24 protein-coding genes are annotated in these 26,205 nt (G+C 57.9%); 16 read left to right on the forward strand and 8 right to left on the reverse strand.

Annotation, left to right across the window (positions count from 1 at the left end):
- The 8 genes from EI185_RS17070 to EI185_RS17100 form a co-directional block, all read left to right on the forward strand.
- Positions 1 to 322: CbbQ/NirQ/NorQ domain-containing protein (locus EI185_RS17070; RefSeq protein ID WP_189836453.1), on the forward strand; the 322-nt coding region annotated here is incomplete at its 5' end.
- 124 nt (positions 323 to 446) lie between these two features.
- On the forward strand, positions 447 to 2,798 hold the full coding sequence (locus EI185_RS17075; RefSeq protein ID WP_124706399.1) for a nitric oxide reductase activation protein NorD: 2,352 nt from the start codon (positions 447 to 449) through the stop codon (positions 2,796 to 2,798).
- Positions 2,795 to 4,906: a SulP family inorganic anion transporter gene (locus tag EI185_RS17080; protein ID WP_124706356.1), complete on the forward strand. Its 2,112-nt coding sequence runs from the start codon at positions 2,795 to 2,797 to the stop codon at positions 4,904 to 4,906. The genes EI185_RS17075 and EI185_RS17080 overlap by 4 nt, the downstream gene beginning before the upstream one ends.
- Before the next feature lie 9 nt (positions 4,907 to 4,915).
- Positions 4,916 to 5,821, forward strand: a complete 906-nt coding sequence (locus EI185_RS17085) for a class II fructose-bisphosphate aldolase (RefSeq protein WP_124706357.1) — start codon at positions 4,916 to 4,918, stop codon at positions 5,819 to 5,821.
- A 59-nt stretch (positions 5,822 to 5,880) separates the two neighbouring features.
- A complete protein-coding gene (locus EI185_RS18270; protein WP_223247911.1) occupies positions 5,881 to 6,159 on the forward strand; it encodes a hypothetical protein in 279 nt (92 codons plus the stop codon).
- Positions 6,156 to 6,254 (forward strand): hypothetical protein, encoded by a 99-nt coding sequence (locus tag EI185_RS18275; protein ID WP_223247912.1) that lies wholly within the window; start codon positions 6,156 to 6,158, stop codon positions 6,252 to 6,254. The genes EI185_RS18270 and EI185_RS18275 overlap by 4 nt, the downstream gene beginning before the upstream one ends.
- Complete coding sequence (gene purE / locus EI185_RS17095) at positions 6,251 to 6,742, forward strand: 5-(carboxyamino)imidazole ribonucleotide mutase (protein WP_124706359.1); 492 nt, start codon at positions 6,251 to 6,253, stop codon at positions 6,740 to 6,742. The genes EI185_RS18275 and purE overlap by 4 nt, the downstream gene beginning before the upstream one ends.
- Before the next feature lie 12 nt (positions 6,743 to 6,754).
- Positions 6,755 to 7,876, forward strand: coding sequence for a 5-(carboxyamino)imidazole ribonucleotide synthase (locus EI185_RS17100; RefSeq protein WP_124706400.1), 1,122 nt, complete (start codon positions 6,755 to 6,757; stop codon positions 7,874 to 7,876).
- Between the two features lie 27 nt (positions 7,877 to 7,903).
- Here EI185_RS17100 and EI185_RS17105 read toward each other — a convergent pair whose 3' ends face one another.
- The 8 genes from EI185_RS17105 to EI185_RS17140 all read right to left on the reverse strand — a co-directional run bounded on the left by EI185_RS17105 (position 7,904) and on the right by EI185_RS17140 (position 17,393).
- Complete coding sequence (locus EI185_RS17105) at positions 7,904 to 8,950, reverse strand: DUF3108 domain-containing protein (RefSeq protein ID WP_189836454.1); 1,047 nt, start codon at positions 8,948 to 8,950, stop codon at positions 7,904 to 7,906.
- A gap of 56 nt (positions 8,951 to 9,006) precedes the next feature.
- Positions 9,007 to 9,693: a DUF3108 domain-containing protein gene (locus EI185_RS17110; RefSeq protein WP_124706361.1), complete on the reverse strand. Its 687-nt coding sequence runs from the start codon at positions 9,691 to 9,693 to the stop codon at positions 9,007 to 9,009.
- Entirely contained in the window at positions 9,690 to 10,331 is a 642-nt protein-coding gene (gene purN, locus EI185_RS17115; RefSeq protein WP_124706362.1) for a phosphoribosylglycinamide formyltransferase, read from the reverse strand. The genes EI185_RS17110 and purN overlap by 4 nt, the downstream gene beginning before the upstream one ends.
- On the reverse strand, positions 10,328 to 11,923 hold the full coding sequence (locus EI185_RS17120) for an ABC-F family ATPase (RefSeq protein ID WP_124706363.1): 1,596 nt from the start codon (positions 11,921 to 11,923) through the stop codon (positions 10,328 to 10,330). The genes purN and EI185_RS17120 overlap by 4 nt, the downstream gene beginning before the upstream one ends.
- A 90-nt stretch (positions 11,924 to 12,013) precedes the next feature.
- Complete coding sequence (locus tag EI185_RS17125) at positions 12,014 to 14,437, reverse strand: EAL domain-containing protein (protein WP_124706364.1); 2,424 nt, start codon at positions 14,435 to 14,437, stop codon at positions 12,014 to 12,016.
- Positions 14,434 to 15,279, reverse strand: a complete 846-nt coding sequence (locus EI185_RS17130; RefSeq protein WP_124706365.1) for a phosphate/phosphite/phosphonate ABC transporter substrate-binding protein — start codon at positions 15,277 to 15,279, stop codon at positions 14,434 to 14,436. The genes EI185_RS17125 and EI185_RS17130 overlap by 4 nt, the downstream gene beginning before the upstream one ends.
- Positions 15,280 to 15,287: 8 nt before the next feature.
- Positions 15,288 to 16,607, reverse strand: coding sequence for an amino-acid N-acetyltransferase (gene argA, locus EI185_RS17135; protein ID WP_124706366.1), 1,320 nt, complete (start codon positions 16,605 to 16,607; stop codon positions 15,288 to 15,290).
- Between the two features lie 60 nt (positions 16,608 to 16,667).
- Positions 16,668 to 17,393 carry a 16S rRNA (uracil(1498)-N(3))-methyltransferase gene (locus EI185_RS17140; RefSeq protein ID WP_124706367.1) on the reverse strand — a complete coding sequence of 242 codons (726 nt, stop codon included), beginning with the start codon at positions 17,391 to 17,393 and terminating at the stop codon, positions 16,668 to 16,670.
- Between the two features lie 68 nt (positions 17,394 to 17,461).
- On the opposite strand from EI185_RS17140, the gene EI185_RS17145 reads away from it, so the two are divergent.
- From EI185_RS17145 to fba, 8 genes are all read left to right on the forward strand, one after another.
- Positions 17,462 to 18,022, forward strand: a complete 561-nt coding sequence (locus EI185_RS17145) for a thioredoxin family protein (RefSeq protein ID WP_124706368.1) — start codon at positions 17,462 to 17,464, stop codon at positions 18,020 to 18,022.
- 2 nt (positions 18,023 to 18,024) lie between these two features.
- On the forward strand, positions 18,025 to 18,810 hold the full coding sequence (locus tag EI185_RS17150; RefSeq protein WP_223247914.1) for an inositol monophosphatase family protein: 786 nt from the start codon (positions 18,025 to 18,027) through the stop codon (positions 18,808 to 18,810).
- Entirely contained in the window at positions 18,794 to 19,030 is a 237-nt protein-coding gene (locus EI185_RS17155; protein ID WP_124706369.1) for a hypothetical protein, read from the forward strand. Before EI185_RS17150 ends, EI185_RS17155 begins: the two co-directional genes overlap by 17 nt.
- Before the next feature lie 130 nt (positions 19,031 to 19,160).
- A complete protein-coding gene (gene tkt, locus EI185_RS17160) occupies positions 19,161 to 21,146 on the forward strand; it encodes a transketolase (protein WP_124706370.1) in 1,986 nt (661 codons plus the stop codon).
- 77 nt (positions 21,147 to 21,223) lie between these two features.
- Positions 21,224 to 22,222 carry a type I glyceraldehyde-3-phosphate dehydrogenase gene (gene gap, locus EI185_RS17165; protein ID WP_124706371.1) on the forward strand — a complete coding sequence of 333 codons (999 nt, stop codon included), beginning with the start codon at positions 21,224 to 21,226 and terminating at the stop codon, positions 22,220 to 22,222.
- 135 nt (positions 22,223 to 22,357) lie between these two features.
- Positions 22,358 to 23,539, forward strand: coding sequence for a phosphoglycerate kinase (locus EI185_RS17170; RefSeq protein ID WP_124706372.1), 1,182 nt, complete (start codon positions 22,358 to 22,360; stop codon positions 23,537 to 23,539).
- 103 nt (positions 23,540 to 23,642) lie between these two features.
- Complete coding sequence (pyk, locus tag EI185_RS17175) at positions 23,643 to 25,079, forward strand: pyruvate kinase (RefSeq protein WP_124706373.1); 1,437 nt, start codon at positions 23,643 to 23,645, stop codon at positions 25,077 to 25,079.
- Between the two features lie 45 nt (positions 25,080 to 25,124).
- A complete protein-coding gene (gene fba / locus EI185_RS17180) occupies positions 25,125 to 26,189 on the forward strand; it encodes a class II fructose-bisphosphate aldolase (RefSeq protein ID WP_124706374.1) in 1,065 nt (354 codons plus the stop codon).
- The last annotated feature ends 16 nt before the right edge of the window (positions 26,190 to 26,205 follow it).

The raw sequence follows: 26,205 nt of genomic DNA on the forward strand, positions 1-26,205 counted from the left end.
GAAACAGTCCACCAAGCAACGTTTCGGCGCACTCGACTTCAACTACCCGGCACACGACATCGAAACTGAGATCGTGGCCCACGAAACCGGCGTCAGTGCCGAAGTGGCCGGCAAGCTTGTATCCATCGCCGAACGCGCGCGCAACCTGAAAGGCCACGGCCTCGACGAAGGCATCTCCACGCGCATGCTGATTTACGCAGGCAGCCTGATCGCCAAGAACGTGGAGCCGACCGCTGCATGCCGTATGGCATTGGTGCGCCCGATTACGGATGACCCGGACATGCGCGATGCGCTGGATGCGGCAGTGAGTACGTTCTTTTAAGACGTTGCCGGGCGCGGCGCAGGTAATCAAATCCACGCCGTCCCGCTAACCCGTATACACCCGACTTGGCGCTGCTTTGCGGCTAGTGCCAAAGGCATTCCCAATAAATTTCCGGAGCAGAATGATGGCGCTCGAACTCGACAAGTATCAAGATATTCTGGACGAGCTCGGAGAGCATGCAGGCGAAGTGCTGCGTGCCTCCTGGGGAGAAGCTGCGCGCGTATTCAGCCCGCGCGGATTGGAACGCTATTATCTGCAAGGTGCAACCGGGCTCAAATCACTGGGGCGTGGCACTGATCTGGTGGTGTCGTTCATACAGAACGCGCCCGCCGTGGCGCGCGAGCTGGGCGAAGATGCCGTGGGCGATCTGCTCGCCGCCGCAATCAAGATGTATTCCAAGACCAGCGCCGCGGTGATCGCGTCGATTTTTTCGACCAGTCCGGTGGCTGCTGCACGGTTGGGCGATCCGGAACTGTTTCGCGGCTATCTGCACTTGCTTGACATGTTGCTGGCCCAGGCGCCACGCGGCGTGCGGCCGATGCTGGACCACCTCGGCACCCTGCTGGGCCAACTCACGCTGGGCGGTCTGCGACGCTGGGCGTTGTGGGGTGCGCAGGCGCACAAAACCAATTTTGACGGACAACTGAAATACTTCAGCCTGGACAGCCCGGAATCCATCGGCGTATTGCAGCGTGAACGCAAGGGCACCTTATTCATCGACGTGCAACGCCGCATCGGAATGTACCTGCGTGCCCTGTGGGGACGCGACTTCTTCCTGCGACCCACCAGCGGCGACTTCGAACAGCGCGAGGGTTACCGTCCCTATATCGATGGCTACATCATCCACCTGCCTGATGCCTACGATGATTTTGTGGCGGATCCGGCCGCTGACGGGGCGGAGCGGATTGCCGGCATTGCCCTGTATCGAGCCAGCGCGGCGCATGCCGCATGCCATCAGGTCTACACCACACGGCAGTTTGACAGTGCCGGCCTGAGCAGTTTGCAAAAGGTGCTGATGGGCTTGATCGAGGATGCACGCGTAGAAGCGCTGGCTCTGGAAAAATTTCCTGGCCTTCGGCAGACCTGGCTGCCGCTGCATACCGCGACGCCGCAGTCGGGCGACGGCGCTGCCGCATTGATGGCACGCCTGGCGCGCGCGCTGATGGATGATACTTACCAGGATACGCACGCCTGGGTCGCACTGGGGTGCCGTTTATTCCGCGCACGCTGTACTGAATCCGAGCCCGAGGTGTGGGTACGCGAGGTGGGTATCGAGCTGGCTGACGCCCTGCTCGCATCAGGCGCGAATTACAGTCATACCAATGACGTGATCGACATCGTTTACCGTGATGACAACCGCTATATGTGGGAGTTTGAAGACATATTCGAAGCCAGCCAGGCGGTGGCCGGCATCGCCACCCAGCAGTTGCGCAAATACGTCAGCGTGATGGAGATGATCAATACGCTGGATGTTCCGGGTGCCGGCGACGATGCCAACGAGATATGGGTGCTGAACAGCGAATTCTTTCGCGACGAGGAAAGCACCAGCATCAACCAGCAGGAAGGCCGTGAACCACCGCCGGATCCTTACCACTATGCTGAATGGGATTATCAGATGCAGCTGGATCGGCCAGACTGGTGCACCGTGCTGGAGAAGCGTCCGAAAGCCGGCGAAGTCGAGCTGATTGACGAGATTGTCGTCAAACACAAGCCACTCGTAGCGCGTCTCAAGCACTTGATCGAGGCAATGCAACCACAGGGGGTGCAGCGTCTGCGCAAGCAGGAAGACGGCGACGAAATCGACCTCAACGCGGCGGTGAGCGCCATGATCGACATCCGGCTGGGCGAGCAGCCCGACCCGCGCATTATGATGCGCAACGTGCGCAAGGTGCGCGATTTGTCCGTACTGCTACTGATCGATTTGTCCGAATCCACGAATGACAGCGTGCTGGGTTCTGACAGCACAGTGCTGCAGCTTGCGCGTGAAGCGACGGTGCTGCTGGCCGATGCGCTGGACAAAATCGGTGACCCCTTTGCGCTGCATGGTTTTGATTCCAATGGCCGCCATGACGTGGAGTATTTTCGTTTCAAGGATTTCGACGACGATTTCAACGACAAGGCGAAGTCTCGTCTGGCGGGCATGAGTGGGCAACTATCCACGCGCATGGGTGCGGCGATGCGGCATGCTGGCTCACTGCTCAAGCGACAACCCAGCCATAAAAAACTGCTGCTGGTGATTACCGACGGCGAACCCGCCGACAACGACGTGCGCGATCCGCAATACCTGCGATTCGACGCCAAAAAAGCAGTGGAAGAACTGACCAGAGAGGGCATTGCGACCTACTGTCTGAGCCTGGATCCGCGCGCCGATGAGTATGTGTCGCGCATTTTTGGCGCGCGCAATTACATGGTGGTCGATCATGTTGAACGCCTGCCGGAAAAACTGCCGCTGCTTTATATGGGATTGACCCGATGACCCGCACGATAAAAACCCGTGCGTCCACGCTGTTTCCGTTTTTGCGCTGGTTTCCGCTCAGCACTGAAAAACTACGCGCCGACATGGTGGCCGGCATTACTGTCGCGTTGATACTGGTGCCGCAAAGCATGGCCTATGCCCAGCTTGCAGGCTTGCCCGTGGTGTATGGTCTGTATGCGTCATTGTTGCCGGTGGTGGTGGCTTCGATGTGGGGTTCGTCGAATCAGCTACACACCGGGCCGGTGGCAATGCTGGCGCTGATCTCGGCGGTGACCATCATTCCGTTCGCTTCGCCTGGCAGCGACAAATTCATCGAACTGTCCATCATGCTGGCGTTAATGGTCGGCGTGTTGCGTCTGGTGCTGGGCATGCTGCGTCTGGGGGCGCTGGTTAACCTGTTGTCCAGCCCGGTCGTGGTTGGCTTCACCAATGCCGCCGCGCTGATTATCGGGCTGTCATTGCTGGCCGAGGTGCTAAACGTGCCGTTCCCGCGCAGCGATGTATTCATGGCAGATTTATGGCGGGTCGTGGCACAGGTGCAGCACGCGCATCTGTCAACGCTGGGATTTGCCTTTGCCACGGCCGCTATCATGCTCGCTTTGCGCCGCTATATGCCGAAAATTCCCGGTATTCTGGTAGCAGTAGTATTGACCACACTGGTGAGTTGGGTGATCGGCTTTGAGCGTAACCAGACAGTGCCCTTGTCATCGGTGACGACAGCCGCGGCTCGCTCCGACATCGATGCGTATGCCCAGACAGAGCGCCAGTTGCAGGTTTTGGCCAGCCAGCTTAGCGATATCAACCAACGACTGCGTGAATTAGACAATGGCTCACATGACGCCATCGAAAGAGGTGCTGAGCTGCATGCACAGGCCGAGTGGGCGCGTCGCAAAATAGCCCGGCTCAAGGCGGACAACAATCTGCGCAGAGTTCAGCTCCATGCACTCCGGTTTGTACGCGAAGCGCAGCCAGACGGCCAGGTTCGCTACCGGCTTGCAGCCGATGGAGAAGGTGCAAAATGGCGCTTTGGTAAGATCAAGGACGGCCAGGTCAGCTTTAGCGGCGGTGGTCGCGTGGTCGGGAATATTCCGGCCGGCTTGCCGTCATTTTCGCCCCCCAGCTTGCGGGGCGATTTACTGCTGCCTCTGCTGCCGGGGGCACTGGTGATGGCATTGATCGGTTTTCTTGAAGCGACGTCCATTTCCAAGGCGATTTCAGCCATGACGCGCGAGCGTATCAACCCCAGCCGCGAACTGATCGGGCAGGGTCTGGCGAACATTGTCGGTTCGTTCTGCCTGTCGTTCGTGGTGAGTGGTTCGTTTTCGCGTTCAGCAGTGGTAGCTCGTACCGGGGCGCGTACCGGGCTGTTTGCCATCATCAGCGCGCTGATGGTGGCGCTGGTGCTTCTGTTCTTTACGCACTATCAGTACCATTTGCCACTGGCAGTGCTGGCGGTGATTGTCATGCTGTCGGTGTTCGACCTGATTAAAGTCCGTCCGCTGTTGATGGCGTGGAAGGTCGATCGCATGGGCGCGGTAACGGGGGCATTCACGTTTGTTGCAACGCTATCCATGGCACCGTCAATTGCCAATGGTGTATTGGCCGGCGTGGCGTTGACGATTACCATATTTCTGGTGCGGCGCATGAAGCCGCGAGCTGTCTTGTTGGGACAGATGCCGGATGGAAGCCTCGCCGACATGAAAGCGCATGGGTTGTCGCCGGTCAGCCCGCATTTTGTGATAATGCGCTACGATGGTTCGCTGGATTTCCTCAATGCGGCGCATTTCGAGGATGTGATATTGCGCGCCCATGCTGATTTCCCGCGGGCAAAAACCATACTGGTGATCGGTAATGGCATCAACAACATCGATGCTTCGGGCGAGGAAAAAATACGGGAAATCGCAAAATACATGCATGAGGCAGGCGTAAATCTGGGGTTCAGCAGCCTGAAGCAGCCGGTTCGGGAGAAGTTCGATAGAGCCGGCCTGCAACACTTGCTGGGCGCGGAAAATGTGTTCAAGAGTCGCGACATCGCATTTCAGACATTGCAGACGCGCTACGCTGCCGGCCTGCAAGCCGCTGCGTACTCGATTCAACCGGGAAAATGAAAGCACTTTATGCCACTCGTTGATATGCAGGATATGCTCGGTCATGCCTACCGACACGGTTACGCTGTGGGTGCCTTTGGTGTGGTCAACTGGAATGTCCTGGAAGGCGTGATCGCTGCTGCCGAGAAAATGCGCGCGCCCATCATCCTGAGCATTTCCAAGGCGTACCCCGGTACCGACACTATCGAATCACTGGCACGCGCGGTGACCGAAATGGGACATCGTGCCACCATCCCGGTGACCTTTCAGGTCGAAATAGAAAGTGACCCTGCCGGAGCAGAAGCCGCGATTGACATGGGTTGCTGTGGCATCGTGTTCAATGCGTCCTCGAAGCTATTGCCCGAAAATGTGGCATTGACGCAAAAAGTAGTCGCGCTGGCTGCGCCGCTGGGGGTGCTGGTGGTCGGTCGGGTGGGGCTGATCGAAACTGGGCAGGAAGACGAGCTGGTCGATGCTTCGGGGAATGGTGCAACCACACCACCGGAAGCCAAATATTATGTGGATCGTACAGGTGTAGGGTGCTTGGCGGTGTCGGTCAGCCGGATCTGTTCAGGCGGCAGCAGCAAGTATAATTTTACCCGCCTGTCGAAAATCAACCAGGCCGTGGGCATCCCGCTTGGTATTCATGGCAGTGCTGGTTACACCGATGACCAGATGCGGCGCATGATCGGTTTTGGCGCAGCCAAGATCAATTACAGTGCGCCGCTGCTCGATATCGCCGCTGAGCGCATACGCAACAATGTCACGGCCGGAGCGTTAGGCTATGCGGCGACGGTAGCCGGTGTGCGCGAAGCGGTGCAGCTTGAAACCGAACGCTGTATCCAGGTCTGGGGCAGCAGCGGCCGTGCAGCAGAGGTATTGCAGCAATGCCGCGCGCGCAAATCTTTTGCACCGCGTGCAGAAAAAACGGTGTGACTACGTAATCAGTCGCAAATCGGCTAAAATGCGACACTGGTTTTAACCGGAAGCGCACCATGATCCAGCAACACGACCGTTTCGCACCGCGCGTTCTGCACTGGGTCGAAAACTTCAGGCTGGGGATATTTCTGCTGGGTACACTGGTGGCTGGATTTCAGGAATTGCGCATCATGGTCGATGCGGACACTGCCACGCTGACCGATCTGCTGCAACTGTTACTCTGTCTCGAAATTGTCACCATGCTCGGCCTGTATTACAAGCAGGGCCAGCTGCCTGTGCGTTTCCAATCGATATCGCTATCATCGCGCTGGCGCGTTGTATCATTCTCGGCATGAAGGAAATGGACGAATGGCGCCAGATTGGTGTGGCTGCCGTCTTCCTAATGCTTACCGTGACGGTGCTGACGGTGAATAAAGAAAGATCAAAATGAATACACCTCTAATCGGCATTGTGATGGGCAGCAACAGCGACTGGGAAGTGATGCAGCATGCCGCGCTGATGCTCAAGTCGCTGGGCGTGGCTTTTGAAGCCAAAGTGGTCTCCGCCCACCGTACTCCAGACCTGCTGTTTGACTATGCCGCCAGCGCCGCGCCGCGCGGACTGCGCGCCATTATCGCGGGTGCTGGCGGTGCAGCGCATCTGCCCGGCATGCTGGCCGCCAAAACCACCGTGCCGGTGCTGGGCGTGCCGGTGCCTTCCAAATATCTGAAGGGCATGGACTCGCTGCTCTCCATTGTGCAAATGCCCAAGGGCATTCCGGTTGCCACGTTCGCCATCGGCGAAGCGGGTGCAGCCAACGCCGCGCTGTTCGCTGCTGCGCTGCTGGCCAGTGGCGATGCAGCGCTGGCTGCGCGGCTGGAAGTATTCCGCACCGAACAGTCCGCGACCGTGCTCAACATGAGCCTGCCGGAAGCCTGACCGATGAACCCGATGATATTGCCCGGTGCCACCCTCGGCATGCTGGGCGGCGGCCAGCTCGGACGCATGTTCACCATTGCCGCGCGCACCATGGGCTACCGCGTGATGGTGCTCGATCCCGATCCCATCAGCCCGGCCGGGCAGGTCGCGGATATGCACCTGTGCGCCGACTACCAGGATGAAACGGCGCTGTCGCAGATGGGCCGCGAGTGCGCGGCGGTGACCACGGAATTCGAGAATGTCCCGGCGCAAACCCTGCGCGCGCTGGCGCAGCATTGCCCGGTCAAGCCGGGCGCCGAGGCAGTGGAAATCGCGCAGAACCGCGTGGCGGAAAAATCCTGGCTGCATGCGCACGGCTTTGCCACCGCACCGTTCGCGGTGGTCGCAGCGCCGGCGGAGATCGCCGCTGCCTGTGCGCAGGTCGGTTTTCCCGCCGTGCTCAAGGTGTCGCGCTTTGGCTATGACGGCAAGGGCCAGGCGCGCGTTGCCAGTCTTGATGAAGCGCAGGCCGCATTTGCAGCGATGGGCGGCGAGGTGTGCGTGCTGGAGAAAATGCTGGCGCTGGAGTGCGAGCTGTCGGTGGTATTGGGGCGCAATGAAGCTGGCGCATGCGCGCTCTACCCGGTGGCGGAGAACATCCACGAAGCGGGCATTCTCGATATCAGCATCGTGCCGGCACGGGTGGAGCAAACCCTGGCGCAAACTGCGCGCGCCACCGCGCAGGCGATTGCCGACCAGCTCGGTTATTGCGGTGTGATGGCGGTGGAGTTTTTCGTCGTGGATGGCGGCAGGCTGGTCGTCAACGAAATCGCCCCGCGCCCGCACAACAGCGGTCACTATACGCTGGATGCCTGCCTTACCAGCCAGTTCGAGATGCAGGTGCGCACCCTGTGCAATCTGCCGATTGGCGCCACCACGCAGCATACGCCTGCGGTCATGGTGAACCTGCTGGGCGACCTGTGGGGTGCTAGCCAACCCAATTGGACAGCGCTGCTGCAACATCCGGCAGCCAAACTGCACCTGTATGGCAAACAGTCTGCGCGCCCGGGGCGCAAGATGGGGCATTTCACCTGCGTGGATGCCTCGCTGGAAACCGCGCTGGCATTGGCGCGAACCATCCGCGCACAGTTATAAGGCATACGGTTTTCGCAGCGCCGGGCATTAGTGTTCAATGTTGATACCGTTGATGACTTGCTCGACGATGCCGAATTTGCTGTGGTCAACCCGAATTTTGACCGGCATGTAGTTGTAATCTTCCGCCAGCCATACATCAATAGCGTCTTCACCCGCTTCCGCGTTGCGCGCCAGATGCAGCGTGCGTAGCTGTCCCAGCGGCGTATCCAGCAATTCTTCCCCCACCACATGCGCAGTATAGGGTTTGAGGCCTTTGCCGGTGGTGACATGAAGCAGTTGCTCGTTCTGGAACGGCGCCAGCATCGCCAGCTGGAAGGTGACGCTGAGAATATCCTGCGCACCGGGCAGCAGTGGCACGGTCGTGGCGTTGCTCATTTTGCCGACGGTGACCGTATGTTGCCGGTAATCGAAATGGGCGGCGGAGGTTTTGTCGGGCGTGGGTTTGCCGCGCTGGATCCAGAAATCATCCGGCGCCAACCCCAGCGGCGTGATGTGCCCCTGACTGATCTGCACCAGTTTGCCCGGCTGGATCAGGGCGATCAGGCCGGTGCCCTCGGTAATGCTGGTCAACACGTAACGGTCGCCACGTACCTGCCAGATATAGGTAGCACGGCCTATTTCGAACCCATGATCACCCTTGAACATGGTGTACTGGATTTCGGCTTTGCCAGGCATGGCGTTAAGTGGCGGCGGTGCAGGGGCGTCAGGCGCATTGGCGGGTGCTTCGGCAGGCGCTTGCTGCGGCGCAGCGGGAGGCGTTTCAGCCGGTACGTCGGCTGCGGCAGCCTCAGTTGCGGGCGCAGGGGGTGCAGGGGGTTCAGGTGCTGGTTGTGGAGGAGATGCCGGTTTTACAGGGGATTTCGGCCTGGGCTTGGGACGCGGCCTGGGTGCGGCCTTGACCGCCGGTTTGGGCTTGGGAACGGGTTTGAACACAGGTTTTGGCAACGGCTCGAGACGTGCCTGAATCGTTGATTCATGGCTGTCGTCGGCAGGTAGCCGGAAGCCGGGTGTAGTCAACAACAGCAAATGCGCCAATACCGATATCGCCAGCGCCAGCAGGAAAATCCTGCGCATTCGCGACGATGAATTCAAGGTGCTGAACCGGTCACTGACGGCAGCCATGCACGGGTTTATTCGATCTTGATCTGGTTGAGTGTTTGTAGTGCGGTGGCGCCGTCGTCAACGATGCGTACCTGGGCAGGCAAGTAGTGCCTGTCGCGTGCCAGCCATACTTCGATCTGCTTTTCGCCCTTTTCCGGCTGGTTGCGGTAATGCAGGGTTTTGAGCGCACCGACCGGTGTGGCGAGGGTTTCCGCACCCACCAGGGTATAGACTTCGTGGCTCAGGCTATGGCCGGTAGAGACATCGAAATCGAGTTTTTTTGCACCCGGCTTGACGAACATGAATTGGTACAGCACCGACAGCCGGTCCTGGGCGTCGGCAGGCAATGTGACGGCTTCGCTGCGATCCTTGCTGGTATGGGTAACTTTCCTGGTCTTCCAGTCAAAACTGGAGCTGATATTTTTTTGTGGGGCGTCGCTGCGGGTTTGCTCGAATTTTGTGGGGCGCAGGCCGTGCGCCGTGATTTTTCCTTCACTGACACTCTCCAACTGACCTTTGAATAATACTGCGAGCGGACCTGCGGCACGGGTCTGACTGTCAATGCGATAATTGTTGCCGTTGCGTGTATAGGTTTCGTGCACGGAACCGACTTCGAGGCCGTTATGCGACAGGACGTAATCGATCTCCACTTGGCGTGGCGCGGCGAACGCGGGTAGCGCAATCAGGGTAAGCAACAAGGCAATGTAACGCGTCATGGCAGGCTTCCGGAAATGAATAGTGTCTGTTCAGACCCGCTATCGTCGCGCAAGTTTACCTGGCCGTTATCGAGCAACAGGAGTCGACCCTGCGCAAACCACGCAATGGCTTTGGGGTAAACGCGGTGTTCGGCAGCCAGCACGCGTGCCGCCAATGTGGCGGCCGTGTCGTTTGAGTGCACTGCCACTGCCGCCTGCACGATGATAGGGCCGTGATCCAGCATGGGGGTAACGAAATGCACCGTGCAGCCGTGAATTTTCACGCCTTCGGCCAATGCGCGTGCGTGGGTATCAAGGCCGGGAAAGCTGGGCAATAAGGATGGGTGAATATTCATCAACCGTCCTGCGTAATGCATCACGAAGCTGTCGCCGAGAATGCGCAGGTAACCTGCCAATACCACCAGCTCCGGCTGGTAACGGTCAATGACCTCGATCAGTGCATTGTCAAATGCTTCACGACTGGCGTATTGCTTGTGATCCAGCGGCAGCGCCGGGATGCCTCGCGCGCGCGCCAGATCCAGCCCGGCGGCGTCGGGACGATTGCTGATGACGGCGGCGATCTCCACCGGGAGTTGTGCGTCCAGTATGGCCTGGAGGTTGGAGCCGCGCCCGGAAATGAGAACGACCAGTTTCATCAGGCCACGCCGCGGCTGGCCAGATAATCCTCGTAGTTGCCGTCATACACGGTCGGGCCCTGATCGGTGATTTCGATGACGCGGCTGGCCAGCGAGGACACGAAGGAACGATCGTGCGAGGCGAAAATAACGGTGCCCTTGAACAGTTCCACTGCCGTGTTGAGGGACTCGATGGATTCCATGTCGAGGTGGTTGGTGGGTTCGTCCAGCACCAGCACGTTGGCGCGCGACAGGATCAGTTTGCCGAACAGCATGCGCCCCTGCTCGCCGCCGGATAGCACCCGCACCGATTTTTTTGCATCGTCGCCGGAGAACAGCAATTTGCCGAGCACGCCGCGTACCATCTGGTCGTCGTCACCGGGCTGGGTCCACTGCTGCATCCAGTCGAACAGGGTGAGGTCGGTGTCGAACTCGGCGGCGTGATCCTGGGCGTAATAGGCGATCTTGGCGTTCTCCGACCATTTGATGGTTCCGGCCTTGGCGGGCAGTTCGCCGACCAGGGTTTTGATCAGCGTGGATTTTCCCATGCCGTTTTCGCCCAGAATGGCCAGGCGTTGGCCCGCTTCAACCATAAAGCTCAATTTGGAAAACAGCGGCGCGTCGTAGCCGATGGCGAGATCCGTCACCTCGATTACATTGCGGTGCAGCGGTTTTTCCTGCTCGAAGCGGATGTAGGGATACTGGCGTGAAGACGGTTTGAGGACCACCATGTCCTGTTTGAGCTTGTCGATCTGCTTGACGCGGGAAGTCGCCTGGCGCGCCTTGGAGGCGTTGGCGGAGAAGCGCGATACAAAGCTCTGCAACTCGGCGACTTTTTCCTTGGCGCGCGCATTGGCGGCAGCCTGGCCTTCGCGTGCTTGCGCGGCGGCGGTCATGTATTCGTCGTAGTTGCCGGGGAATAATTGAATCTTGCCATAGTCCAGATCGGCCATGTGGGTGCAGATCGAGTTCAGGAAGTGGCGATCGTGCGAAATGATGATCATGGTGCTGGTGCGCTGGTCCAGCACGTTTTCCAGCCAGCGGATGGTGTTGATGTCGAGGTTGTTGGTAGGCTCGTCCAGCAGCAGGATGTCCGGGTTGCCGAACAGTGCCTGTGCCAGCAAAACACGCAGCTTCCAGCCGGGAGCGACTTCCTTCATCGGGCCATTGTGCTTGTCGGTGGGAATGCCCACGCCGAGCAGCAGTTCGCCGGCGCGCGCTTCGGCCGAATAGCCGTCGAGCTCGGCGAATTTCCCCTCCAGTTCGGCAGCATGCATGTAGTCTTCTTCGGTGGCGTCCGGATTGGCGTAGATGGCGTCTTTTTCCTGTTTTACCGCCCACAGCTCGGCGTCACCCTGCATCACCACATCGAGCACGATCTGGTCTTCGAAACCAAACTGGTCCTGGCGCAGCCAGCCCAATTTTTCGCCGCTGTCCAGCGCGACATGACCGGAGGTCGGGGTCAGTTGACCGGCGAGAATTTTCATGAAGGTGGACTTGCCGCTGCCGTTGGCGCCGATCAGGCCATAGCGGTTGCCGTCGCCGAACTTGACGGTGACGTTTTCAAATAACGGCTTGGCGCCGAACTGGATGGTGAGGCCTTGGGTGGAGATCAAGATGCATTACCTAAAGATAAATCGGAACAGATGCCATTTTACCAGTGTGGCGCCGGAGTTGCTGGCGCGCATTGCCTGCGACAGGTGAGGTTAAGCCTGGTGAGGTTTGCTCAGCTTGGTTTGCCAGTGTCCACCGCTCGGAATGTCGAGGTAATACCCCTGTACCATGTCGACGCCCATTTCCTTCAGCACCGCATAGATTTCACGGCTTTCCACGAATTCCGCGACGGTGGTTTTGCCCAGCCCGCGCGCCACGTCCACGATCGCCTTGACGAAAACCTTATTGTCGCGTTCGAAGATGATGTCGCGGATGAACAGGCCGTCAATCTTGAGAATGTCCGCCTTGATGTGCTTGAGATACGCGAAAGATGCGAAACCTGTGCCAAAATCGTCCAGGCAGATTATGCAGCCGGTGTGGCGTAATGCCTGGATGAAACGTTGTGCCTCCTGCAGGTCCGACAATGCCGAGGTTTCGGTGATTTCGATCATCAGGCGGTGCGGCTCCACCTGGGCGGAGAGCAATTCGTCGGAAATGAACAGGGCGAGACCCGGATCGTCCAGCGAGCGCCCGGAAATGTTGACGGCGAGCGCAGGAATGTCCGGTTTGGCCTGAAGCAGCGCAATGCTCTGCTTCAGCACCCAGCGGTCTATCTGTAAAATCTGGCCGTTTTTTTCTGCCAGCGGAATGAAATGGCCTGGCATGATGAGCTGTTCCGTGTCAGTCTCGTCGCGCATGCGCAGCAGGACTTCCAGGTGCGCCAGCACGCCGCTCTGGGTGTGATAAATTCCCTGAAAGTGTAATACGAAGCGGTCTTCTTCCAGCGCGCGCCCGATGCGTTCATTCCAGCTCATGCGCTGGATCATCTCGCGCGAGGTATCCAGGTCGGCCCGATAGCTGCGCCAGGCATTTTTGCCTGCTTCCTTGGCTTGATACATGGCGGCATCCGCGTGGGCAACCAGTTGCTCGGCACTTTCCGCCTGCTGGGGATAGGCGGCAATACCGAGGCTGCAAGTCAGGCGCAGGTTTTTACCCTCGAAGCGAAATGGAATCTGCGCCACCGCGCGCACGACGCGTTCTGCCAGGGATTGAGCGTCCGCTTCGCTTGCGTCGGGCATCAGTATGGCGAATTCGTCGCCACCCAGCCGGCAGAAGACTTCATTGCTGCGGATCAGCGCGCCCACAGCGCCGGCCACGCGGATCAGCATCGAGTCCCCGGCGCGGTGACCGAAGGTATCGTTGATGTATTTGAATTCGTCCAGGTCGAAAAACAGCAGGCTGCCGCTATTGCCGTGACGCGTGATGTCGCCCACCATGCGCCACAGTTCGTCCTCAAAACGGCGCCGGTTGTAGAGACCGGTGAGCGAGTCGCGCTCAGCCAGGTAAATCAGCTGTTCGGCAGTCTGGCGTTCGCGCGTGACGTCTTCAAAAATCAGGATGCGCCCGATGATGCGGCCGTCCTGCTCGCGCACCGGGTAGGACAGCTGGGTAATCACGCGGCCGTCGGTCATTTCAATTTCCAGACTTTCCGAGCTCTCGTGCGTGCTCATCACGCCCATGATGTGGCGCGAGAAATGGTCCGGGCGTGCCAGCACACAACCTGAGTCATTGAGCACGTCGGCAATTTCGCGCCCGACCAGATTATCGGTGTTGCGGATCATCCATATCTGGGTGAAAGCCGGGTTGGTATAGGCTACGCGGTTATTGATGGTGACAAACAGGATGCCCATGTTCATTGCCGACAGTAGCGCCAGCAAGCGGGCTTTTTCTACGCGCGTTTCGGCGAGATAGCGACGCTGGATGGATTCGGCCTGCTGCAGTGCCTCAATGCGGCTGCGCAGGCTGGCGGCCATGGCGTTAAAAGCTTGATTGAGTTGCCCCACTTCGTCATGGCTGGTGACCGGGAGATGGATATTGAGGTTACCCGCCGCGATGGTCTTGCTGGCCTCGGCCAGTCGACGCAAATGGCGGGTAAGCCACAGGCTGAGAACAATCAGCAGTAGAAAAGACGCTATGAGTGCAATCCCGCCTATCACGATGATTTTGTATTTCATGCGTGCCTGGGCGCTCGTGAGAAAATCCGTGGAAACGCCGAAATAAAGCGTTCCATAACGCGCACTTCCCAGCGTGATGGGCATGGCTGTGTTGTACACGCGATCGCTGCCCGCATCGGCGAAGCCTTGGTCTTGCTTGGGTAATATGCCGCTATCCAGCCCCGCTGCGGCCAGTTGCTTGCCTTGCGCGTCAGTCACAACCAGATAGCTGAGGCCTTTTTCCTGGTGCATCGAGTTGAGTAATTCCTGTAGCCCGGCGACATCCCGCTGGAACAGCGCGGTGCTTAGTGCGGCATTGAGCGGTAAGCGCAGTTCCTGTATGCGCAACTCGGCATTTTCCAGCAGGCTTTGCTGAGTCTCACGTAAGTTGGTAAGCGCGAGCAAGCCCAGCAGGGTGAACTGCAGCAGCATGGTGGTCAGAAACAGTTTGACCCACAAAGGATAGGAGAGATGGCGATTCATGGGGTCGATTCTTTCAGCAGGCGCTGCACTTCTACACCATAGCGTGCCATCGTTGTCAGATTGTGGGCGGTTGCGGGAAGGATGGGTCCAAAGTGCCCATGGTCAAGAAACAGGCGTCCCTGTGGGGTGGTACCGAAGGTCAGCAGGGCTTCTCGCACTGCCTGAACTGTCGTGGGTGGTAGGAGAGGGTTTGCCATGAAAAAAAAGCTTTTTACTTTGATTGTTGTTCCGATGATGCGCAGTTTGCTGCGCATGTTTTCCGGGAATTGACTATATGACAGCCCTCCAACAATGGCAGCCGGAACCTCGCCGTTGATCACAGCCAGGGCTGCGTTGTTGTGACTGCCCCGGTTCACGAATTGGTAGTCAGTCCCACGACGCAGGCCGGTTTCCTGCAAAAAACTTATCCCGAGCATGGTCACGATTGCCAACGGGTCGGGGATGGCGATAGTGCTGCCCCTCAATTCGGCAGCACTCCGCAGACGGGACGCCGCTGCCACCACCAGCAGGCCATTGATGGTGCCGGTATATGTGGCCAGTGGCCGGTAGCCGGCCTCCTGCTCGGCTAGCCAGGCCAGATGCGGGGGGGTCAGCACAATATCGAAATTACCGAGTTGGGTCGCGTCGATAAAGGCGCGGGGGGTTTTTGCAGTATAGAGCTGTATCGGCCGTGCGAGCCGCTGTTCCAGATAATCGGTGAGGAGTTGATATAGCCTGAATTGTCGTTCCGGCGACAGGTTGGGAAATACGCCGAAGGTGAGCGGCGTGGTCGCCGCGCGCGCACCAAGCGGCACGCTGCAACAGAGTAACAGGGTGCAGAGCTGGCGTCGTGTAGGGTTCATGCGCCGGATTATAGGGGTTTAACGAACACTTTGGAGCGGCGCTGGTAGTTATAAAGTGCCTGTTTGCGGGTAGGCAGCTCACTGACGTCGACTTCTTTAAAGTCGCGCTCGATGAACCAGTGCGCCGTATGCGTGGTAAGGACAAACAGGCGTTTCAGTTTCAATGCGCGAGCCTTTTTCTCGGCGGCTTCCAGTAGTGCGTCGCCACGGGATTTGCCGCGGTAATCGATATGCACGGCAAGGCAGGCCAGTTCGCCAGCGCGCTCATCGGCAAACGGATAGAGCGCAGCGCAGCCAATCAGCATGCCGTCGTGTTCCAGCACGATGAAGCGTTCGATTTCCATTTCCAGTCGCTCGCGCGAACGCCGTACCAGCATGCCGTCCTCTTCCAGCGGGCGGATCAGTTCCAGGATGCCGCCGACATCATCGATACTGGCCGGGCGCAGGGTTTCCAGCCGTGCCGGAGTGAGCATGGTGCCGATGCCGGCGTGCGTGAACAGCTCGGACAATAATGCGCCATCAACGTGACGGCTGATCAGATGGACCCGGCCGACGCCCTGCTTGCTGGCGGTGATGGCGCATGGCAGATAAAAGCCCACGTCTTCGGGCAAGCTGCGTTTGGCGGCGACTATTTTTTCCGCCTCCGGCACGGTGAGTACGCGCAGCAGACCACCCCGGGTATTGTGCACACCCTCGGTTTCCATCAGGAAAATCAGCTTGTCTGCATCCAGCGCCAGGGCGGCTTTGGTGGCTACGTTTTCCAGTGACAGGTTGAATATTTCGCCAGTGGGTGAATAGCCGAGTGGCGACAGCAGTACGATGTCGTTGTCTTCCAGGCGCTGGCGGATGGCGGCAGCGTTGATCTTGCGCACTTCGCCGGTGTGCAGCAAATCCACTCCGCCGCGTACGCCCAGCGGCCGGGCAGTGACAAAATTGCCGCTGGCGACGCGGATGTCGGCGTTGGCCATCGGGCTGTTGGGAAGTCCCATTGATAGCAGCGCCTCGATCTCTACCCGCACTTCCCCTACCGCCTCTTTGACGCAAGCCAGTGCGGCATCGTCGGTCACGCGCAAGCCGTCGGCGTAACGAATCGCCGCATCGCGCTGGGTCAAATGTTCTTCCACCTGCGGGCGTACGCCATGTACCAGTACCAAACGCACGCCGAGGCTATTGAGTAGATTGAGATCATGCGCCAGGCGGGTGAACTGGCCGTCGCTAAGCACTTCGCCCCCAAAGGCAATAACAAAAGTTTTGCCGCGAAACGCGTGAATATACGGTGCAGCGGCGCGAAACCAGTGGACGAAGGCGGAGGGCGGAGAGGTGGTCATACGGTTTTGTTATTGGTTTGGATGGATGTGCTTGAAGTGTATAACAAATTACGCGAGATGTTACAGGTCTCCCCACAGGGTTTGCATGGCGGCGAGCGCCGCCAAGGCAGCAGTTTCCGTGCGCAGTATGCGCGGTCCCAGCCGGATCGGGATGAATCCGGCTGCGAGCGCCGCACTGTATTCATGCGCATCGAAGCCGCCCTCTGGCCCCGCCAGCATGGTAACGTCGCCGTCTGGCCGGGGCAGGGTATGCAGGGTGTGTTGCGCATCCGGTGCGAACATCAGTTTGAGCGGCGCCTCGGCGGATTGCGCCAGGCTGACCGGCAAAGGAGCAATATCGGATACCTCGGGCACGCGGTTGCGCGCGCATTGCTCGCAGGCGGCAATGACCAGGTTTTGCCAATGCGTGCGGCGCTTGTCGGCGCGCTCGCCAGACAACTTTACTACGCTGCGCGCGCAGGCGATCGGCCGAATCGCGTGTACCCCCAGTTCCACCGCCTTTTGCAGGGTGTAGTCCATGCGCTCGCCGCTGGAGATGCCTTGCGCCAGCGTGACGCGCAGAGTTGATTCGCGCTCCACGTTTTGCCACTCGCCCACACGCACTTCCACCTCGCGTTTGCCGATATGGTGAATGCTGCCCGTCCATTCACCGCCCTGGCCATTGAACAGTGTTACCGAGTCGCCCACGGACAGTCGCAATACGCGTGCCGCGTGATGGGCACTGGCATCCGGCAAGGTGATGAAGGTATCTGGAGCAAGCGTTTCGGGCAGGTAAAAGCGTGGCATGACGGCAAAAGCGGGTAAGGGTGCGTGATATGATAATGCGCATTGCATTGTAATTGGAGTTGAAATAAATGGTCAGTCTGCAAACACCGGTCTGCAATTTTGGCTGGAAAGCCCCGGATTTTGATCTGCCCGGCGTGGACGGCAAACGTTACACGCTGCAAGCCGCGATGGGCGAAAACGGCCTGCTGGTCATGTTCATCTGCAATCATTGCCCCTATGTACAGGCGATACGCCCGCGTCTCGTGCGCGATTGCCGTGAGCTGCGCGATCACCATGGCATCAACAGCATCGCCATCATGTCCAATGATCCGGCGGATTATGCGGAAGATGGTTTCGACAATATGCAAAAAGTCGCCGCCGAGTTCGAATTTCCCTTTCCTTATGTTTTCGACGCAAGCCAGGCCGTCGCACGTTCTTATGATGCAGTGTGTACACCGGATTTCTTCGGATTCAATCGCAGTTTTGAGTTGCAATACCGTGGCCGCTTTGACGCTTCACGCAAGGAAACCGCGCCGGAAGGCGTGCGCCGTGACTTGTTCGAAGCCATGAAGCAAGTGGCGCAGACACAAAAAGGTCCGCTGGAGCAGATTCCCAGCATGGGCTGTTCGATCAAGTGGAAGACGGAATAACCGTGCTGCAATCGGTCATTGACGTTGTCAAACACGTTGCTCAGGTCGAGGTGATGCCGCGCTATTTAAAAGTTGCGCACAGCCGCAAGGCTGACGGCAGTTTGTGTACCGAGGCTGATCTGGCCTGTCAGGTGGCACTGGTGCGCGAGTTGACACGCATCGCGCCGTATCCGGTGCTGGGCGAAGAAATGCCCGAGTCCGAGCAGCGCATGCAGTGGATGGCAGGATCAGACGGGCTTTGGTGTATCGATCCCATCGACGGCACGTCCAATTTCGTCAATGGCGTGCCGTATTTCGCCGTATCTGTGGCGCTGATGAAAGCCGGGCGTAGCGTCATGGGGGTGATTTATGATCCGGTAGCCGATGAGATGTTTTATGCCGAAAAAGGCCAGGGCGCTTTTTTGAATGGGGAGCGGCTACCGATCAAGACGCGCTCGCCCGACTTGCGCCACAGTCTGGCCGGAGTCGAATTAAAACGCATCAGCGACGCCATCGCGACCCAGGTGGCGTTACATCCACCATACAGCTCGCAGCGCAACTTCGGTGCCAGTACGCTGGATTGGTGTTACACCGCAGCAGGGCGGTTCGATGTGTATTTGCATGGCGGCCAGAAATTGTGGGACTACGCAGCCGGCTGCCTGATTATGGAAGAGGCGGGGGGGCAAATGTGTACCCTGGCTTGCGATGATTTCTGGGCTGATGACCTGTGGGAACGCCCGGTGGTGGCGGCCTTGGGAGTCGATTTGTTCGCGGAATGGAAGGCCTGGATACGTGCCGCGGATAAATGAATATGGCGGCCCAATTAAAAACTTTGATTATCTCCAGCCCGATTTAAAAACCTTCGCGCAGCGCCTTAAAAACCGGGCATTTCCGGCCATAAATTCGCGGCTTTCTCCGCCAATTCAGAAGCTTGGCTGGCTTGCCCAAATTGGCTGGCTCGGCCATAATCAAGAACTTTCACTGCATTTTTTACGTAAAGCAGTGACGTTACCCCGCTTAAGCATTTGAATTGTCTGGCTTGCGTGCACATCGCTGGCTACAAATATTCTGAACGCTCCCTCTTCGGGTATGCCGGTTGCAAGCCTGAGGGTCCGTTTTTGCAGCATTAAACGTATTTTTATCAACTAAGGAAGAAGCAATGGCAACTCGTACTGATCTCGCAAATGCTATCCGTGCGCTGTCCATGGACGCAGTGGAAAAGGCCAAGTCGGGCCACCCCGGAGCGCCCATGGGTATGGCGGAAATCGCCGAAGTGGTGTGGAACCACCATCTGCGCCACAACCCGGCCAACCCAAAATGGCCTGACCGCGACCGCTTCGTACTGTCCAACGGCCATGGTTCGATGCTGCTGTATTCGTTGCTGCATCTGACTGGTTATGACCTGCCAATGGACGAGTTGAAGCGTTTCCGCCAGCTTCATTCGAAAACGCCCGGCCACCCTGAATATGGCTACGCTCCTGGTGTAGAAACCACGACAGGCCCGCTGGGGCAGGGCATTACCAATGCAGTGGGTATGGCGATGACGGAAAAGCTGCTGGCTGCCGAATTCAACAAGCCTGGCCACGAAATCGTCAACCACCACACCTACGTATTCCTGGGCGATGGCTGTTTGATGGAAGGCATCTCCCACGAATCCTGCGCGTTGGCCGGTACCTGGGGCCTGGGCAAGCTGATTGCATTCTGGGATGACAATGGCATCTCGATTGATGGCCACGTCGAAGGCTGGTTTACCGACGATACGCCCAGGCGTTTCGAGGCTTACGGCTGGCATGTGATCGCTGGTGTGGATGGACACAATGCCGTAGCGGTAGAAGCCGCCGTTCAGGCTGCCAAAGCCGTGACCGACAAGCCCAGCATGATTTGCTGCAAAACCATCATTGGTAAAGGCTCTCCCAACAAGGAAGGTACCCACGATGTGCACGGCGCTGCACTCGGTGCGCAGGAGATCATCGATACGCGCAAGCATATCGGCTGGGATCACCCGGCGTTTGAAATTCCTGCCGATGTGTATGAAGGCTGGGATGCCAAGACCAAGGGTGAGGGGCTGGAGAAGCTGTGGAACAACAAGTTCGCCGAATACGCTGCCGCTTTCCCGGCTGAGGCAGCCGAATTCAAGCGCCGTATGGCAGGTGAATTGCCGGCGAACTGGAATGCACACCTGGCGCAGGCTGTTGCTGCCATCAATGCCAAGGGCGAAACCGTCGCCACACGCAAGGCTTCGCAAATCGCCATCAATGCATTGGCACCGGCGCTGCCGGAATTCCTCGGCGGTTCAGCCGATCTGACCGGTTCCAACCTGACCAACTGGACCGGCTGCCATCACGTCCACGGCAACAGCATCGGCAACTACATTTCTTACGGCGTGCGCGAGTTCGGCATGTCCGCCATCATGAACGGCATGGCGCTGCATGGCGGCGTGCTGCCGTTCGGCGGCACCTTCCTGATGTTCTCCGAATACGCGCGCAATGCGCTGCGTATGGCGGCATTGATGAAGCAACGCGTGATCTGGGTATTTACCCACGATTCCATCGGTCTGGGTGAAGACGGCCCGACGCACCAGCCGGTTGAGCAAACCGCCACCTTGCGCATGATTCCGAACATGGACGTATGGCGTCCATGCGATACCGTGGAAACCATTGTTGCCTGGGGGCAGGGCGTTGAAAAACACGACGGCCCGACCAGCCTGATCCTGAGCCGCCAGAACCTGGCATTCATGCAGCGCGATGCAGCTACCATCGCCAACATCGCCAAGGGCGGTTATGTACTGAAAGACGCAGTCAATGCCAAGGTGGTGCTGATCGCTACTGGCTCGGAAGTCGAACTGGCAGTCAAGGCGCAAGAAGCGCTGGCGGCCGAAGGGATTGCCGCACGTGTGGTGTCGATGCCTTGCACCAGCGCGTTTGATCGTCAGGATGCCGCTTATAAGGACAGCGTACTGCCCAAGGGTGTGGTGCGCGTGGCCGTTGAAGCAGGCTCTACGGATGGCTGGTACAAGTATGTCGGCCTGGATGGCGCAGTGCTGGGCATGCATAGCTTCGGCGAATCAGCGCCTGCACCGGATCTGTTCAAGCATTTCGGCTTCACCGTGGAAAATCTGGTGAAAACCGTCAAGAGCGTAATGTAACGGCAATACCATTGCCAGGGTGCGTCAAGCCCCTGGCGGCGAGAGGATTCATCTTTTTATATTGGAGGCGGTAAATTATGACTATTAAGGTTGGTATCAACGGTTTTGGCCGCATTGGCCGCATGGCGTTCCGCGCAATTGCCAAAGATTTCCCGGGTATTGAGGTGGTTGCGATCAACGATCTGCTCGACCCCGAATACCTCGCGTACATGCTCAAATTCGACTCCGTGCATGGTCGTTTCAATGGCGACGTGGCCGTTGATGGCAATAACCTGATGGTCAATGGCAAAAAAATCCGTTTGACTGCCGAACGCGATCCGAGCAACCTGAAATGGGGTGAAGTCGGTGCTGATATCATTATCGAATCGACCGGTTTTTTCCTGACCAAGGAAACCTGCCAGGCGCACATCAACGCGGGCGCCAAAAAAGTCGTGCAATCTGCGCCTTCCAAGGACGACACCCCGATGTTCGTGTATGGCGTCAACCATACCAAATATGCGGGTGAGGCGATTGTTTCCGCTGCTTCCTGCACCACCAACTGCCTGGCACCGGTCGCCAAGGTGTTGAATGACAATTGGGGCATCAAGCGCGGCTTGATGACGACCGTGCATGCGGCTACGGCAACTCAAAAAACCGTTGACGGCCCGTCCAGCAAGGACTGGCGCGGTGGTCGCGGCATCCTGGAAAACATCATTCCATCGTCCACCGGCGCGGCCAAGGCGGTCGGTGTGGTGCTGCCGGAATTGAAAGGCAAGCTGACCGGTATGGCGTTCCGTGTGCCGACTTCCGACGTGTCGGTGGTGGATCTGACCGTGGAACTCAACAAGGAAACCACTTACGCCGACATTTGCGCGGCGATGAAATCTGCATCCGAAGGCGCCCTCAAAGGCGTACTGGGTTACACCACTGAAAAAGTGGTTTCCACCGATTTCCGTGGCCATTCGGCACCTTCAGTGTTCGACGCTGAAGCGGGTATTGCACTGGATTCCACTTTCGTCAAAGTCGTGGCCTGGTATGACAATGAATACGGTTATACCTGCAACATGCTGCGCTTTGTGCAACACGTAGCGAAATAATCAACAGCAGGCGGCAAGTCAAGACTGGCGCAAGCAACATTGCGTTTGTTTGGCTTGCCCTTGTGCTTTAACGATGTGAGCTTTAAGGCCTGGGGTGCTCTCAGCCCTTAAACCTTACTTCTCTGGAGAATCACCATGGCAGTTATCCGTGTTACCGATCTTGATCTCAAAGGAAAGCGTGTTTTCATTCGTGCCGACATGAATGTGCCGGTCAAAGACGGCAAGGTTACTTCGGACGCCCGCATCACAGCGTCCATGCGCACCATAGAGCATTGCCTCAAGGCCGGTGCAAAAGTCATGGTTACGTCCCATCTGGGACGTCCGACCGAAGGCGAGTACTCCGAAGACAATTCGCTCAAGCCGGTAGGCGATGTGCTCAGCGCAAAATTGGGTAAACCGGTGCGCTTGATCAAAGACTGGATCGACGGCGGGTTTGACGTTGCCGAGGGTGAGGTGGTGCTGCTGGAAAACGTGCGCTTCAACAAAGGCGAGAAAAAGAGCCTGGACGAAACCGCGCAGAAATACGCCAAGTTGTGCGACGTGTTCGTGATGGATGCTTTCGGTACGGCGCACCGTGCAGAAGCTTCGACGCATGGCATTGCCAAGTTTGCACCGGTAGCGGCCGCAGGCATCCTGTTGACCGAAGAACTGGAGGCGCTGACCAAAGCGCTGCTCAGCCCGGCGCGCCCCATGGTTGCGATCGTGGGCGGCTCCAAGGTGTCCACCAAGCTGACCGTGCTGGAAGCATTGTCTGAAAAAGTGGACCAGATGGTAGTAGGCGGTGGTATCGCCAATACCTTCCTCAAGGCTACCGGCAAAAACGTCGGAAAGTCCCTGTGCGAGGATGATCTGGTTCCGGTCGCCCAGGCACTGATGAAGAAAATGACCGCGCGTGGCGCCACAATCCCTATTGCAGTGGATGTGGTGTGTGGCAAGAAATTCGACGCCAATGAACCTGCCGTGCTCAAAGACGCAGGTGCGGTGGTGGATGACGACATGATTTTCGACATTGGTCCTAAATCAGCCCAGGAACTGGTGGATATCATCATGAAGGCTGGTACAGTAGTATGGAATGGCCCGGTCGGCGTGTTCGAGTTCGATCAGTTTGGCGAGGGCACCAAGAAAATCGCCGAAGCGATTGCTAATACCAGCGCCTTTACCTTGGCTGGCGGTGGCGATACGATTGCGGCAATACAAAAATACGATATCTATGACAAGGTATCTTATATCTCCACCGCTGGAGGCGCTTTCCTGGAGTTTCTGGAAGGCAAGAAATTGCCTGCCGTTGAAATCCTAGAGCAACGCGCAGCAGGCTAAATCCATTAAACGGTGTTTGGCTAGCTTCGGACTTCGTTAGCAGGCAGAATATTCTGCCTGCTAACGTTGTCTTGACTAGTCTTTTTTCAGAGTAAATAAATTCATGATACGCAGAACAAAAATCGTCGCCACACTCGGCCCTTCATCCAATGACCCTAAAGTCCTGGACAAAATGATGGAGGCGGGCGTGGACGTAGTGCGTCTCAATTTTTCGCATGGTATCGCCCAGGACCATATCGATCGCGCCGAGATGGTGCGTTCGCTGGCGCGGACCAGGGGTCGTGCGGTGGGCGTGCTGGTTGACCTGCAAGGCCCGAAAATCCGTGTTGGCAAATTCGCCGACGGCAAGATCACGCTGCAAGCCGGCGACCGTTTTGTGCTCGACGCCACGTGCGAAATGGGTACCCAGGAACGTGTGGGGCTTGACTACAAAGACCTGCCCAGAGATCTGGAGCGCGGCGCCACGTTGTTGCTGGACGATGGCCGTATCGAAATGTGGGTTGAAGAAGTCAAGGGTTCGGAAATCATCTGCAAGGTGATACAAGGGGGTGTGCTCTCCAACAATAAGGGCATCAACCGTAAGGGTGGGGGGTTGTCAGCCGCCGCGCTGACTGAAAAAGACATTGAAGATATCAAGACTGCCGCGGCACTGAAGGCGGATTATGTGGCGATTTCCTTCCCGCGCTCTGCTGCCGATATGCAGCTTGCGCGGAATCTGCTGCGGGCGGCGGGTGGTCACGGCATGCTGGTAGCCAAAATCGAACGTGCTGAAGCGATTCCGGCGCTGGAAGAAATTCTCGACGCATCCGATGCCATCATGGTGGCGCGCGGCGATCTCGGTGTAGAAGTCGGGGACGCTGCGGTGCCTGCCCTGCAAAAGAAAATGATCCGCATGGCGCGCCAGCGTAACAAACTGGTCATTACCGCCACGCAGATGATGGAATCCATGATATCCAGCCCGATACCGACGCGCGCCGAGGTTTCCGACGTGGCCAATGCTGTGCTGGATGGCACCGATGCCGTGATGTTGTCGGCCGAGACGGCCGCAGGCATGTTTCCGGTGGAAGCAATTGCCGCCATGGATCGCGTGTGTTGCGAGGCGGAAAAAGAAATCGAACGTGATTTTGTCAATTTGCGGATCAATAAAAATTTCAACCGGAAAGATGAATCGGTGGCGATGGCCGCCATTTTTACCGCGACTCATCTGCCCAATGTGCGTGCCATTGCGGCGCTGACCCAGTCCGGAAGTACCTGCCTGTGGATGTCGCGCATGAGCACGGGCGTACCGATCTACGCCTTGACACCGGAAGTGGAAACCCGTAGAAAAGTTACCTTGTATCGGGGCGTTTACCCAGTCAATTTCCAGACCGATTCCAAGGATCGCGATCAGTTGCTGATCGAAGCGGAGGATGAATTGCGTCGCCGCGGTGCGGTGCGTGACGGTGATTTGATCGTGCTTACCATAGGTGAGCCGATCGGTGAGTCCGGTGGTACCAACACCATGAAGATTGTTACGGTCGGCGAACACAAGAAAGCTTAAAGTTTTTCAGGATTTGCAGTCTATTTATTAACCAAGGAGAAAATCATGGCACTTGTATCCCTGCGCCAACTGTTGGACCATGCCGCTGAAAACGGCTATGGCCTGCCCGCATTCAACGTCAACAACCTGGAACAAGTTCAGGCCATTATGGAAGCCGCCGATGAATGCGGCAGCCCGGTCATCATGCAAGCCTCTGCCGGCGCGCGCAAATACGCCGGCGCCAGCTTTCTGCGGCATTTGATCACCGCTGCGGTCGAAGCTTATCCGCATATTCCTATTGTCATGCACCAGGACCACGGCGCCAGCGCCCCGGTGTGTATTCGTTCCATTACCGACGGCTTCTCTTCGGTGATGATGGACGGTTCCCTGCAGGAAGATGCCAAGACCCCGGCCAGCTATGAATACAACGTGGAGATCACCCGCAGGGTAGTCGATATCGCCCATGCTGTAGGTGTTTCCGTGGAAGGCGAACTGGGCTGTCTGGGTTCACTGGAAACCGGTATGGCCGGTGAGGAAGATGGTAGTGGCGCTGAAGGCATGCTGGATCATTCACAATTGCTGACCGACCCGGAAGAAGCCGCCGATTTCGTCAAGAAAACCGGCGTGGATGCGTTGGCTATCGCGATTGGCACTTCGCACGGCGCATACAAATTTACCCGTCCGCCCACCGGCGACATCCTCGCCATTGGCCGTATCAAGGAAATCCACGCACGCATCCCCAACACGCACTTGGTGATGCACGGCTCTTCCTCGGTGCCGCAGGAATGGCTGAAAATCATCAACGACTTCGGCGGCGACATGGGTGAAACCTACGGTGTGCCGGTGGAAGAAATCATCGAAGGTATCAAGCATGGCGTGCGCAAAGTCAATATCGACACTGACCTGCGCATGGCATCCACGGGTGCGGTGCGCAAGTTCCTGGCGGAAAACAAAAAGGAATTTGATCCGCGCAAATTCCTGATTGCTTCCACCAAGGCCATGAAGGCTATTTGTAAAGCGCGCTACGAAGCCTTCGGCAGCGCAGGTCAGGCGACCAAGATCAAGCCGGTTGATCTGGAAAAAATGGCTGCAAAATATGCCAAGGGCGAGCTGGCTGCAATTATCAAATAATCTTGCGTACCCAATA

Origin of the sequence: Sulfuriferula multivorans (genome assembly GCF_003851125.1) — a bacterium.
Lineage (GTDB): Bacteria > Pseudomonadota > Gammaproteobacteria > Burkholderiales > Sulfuriferulaceae > Sulfuriferula > Sulfuriferula multivorans.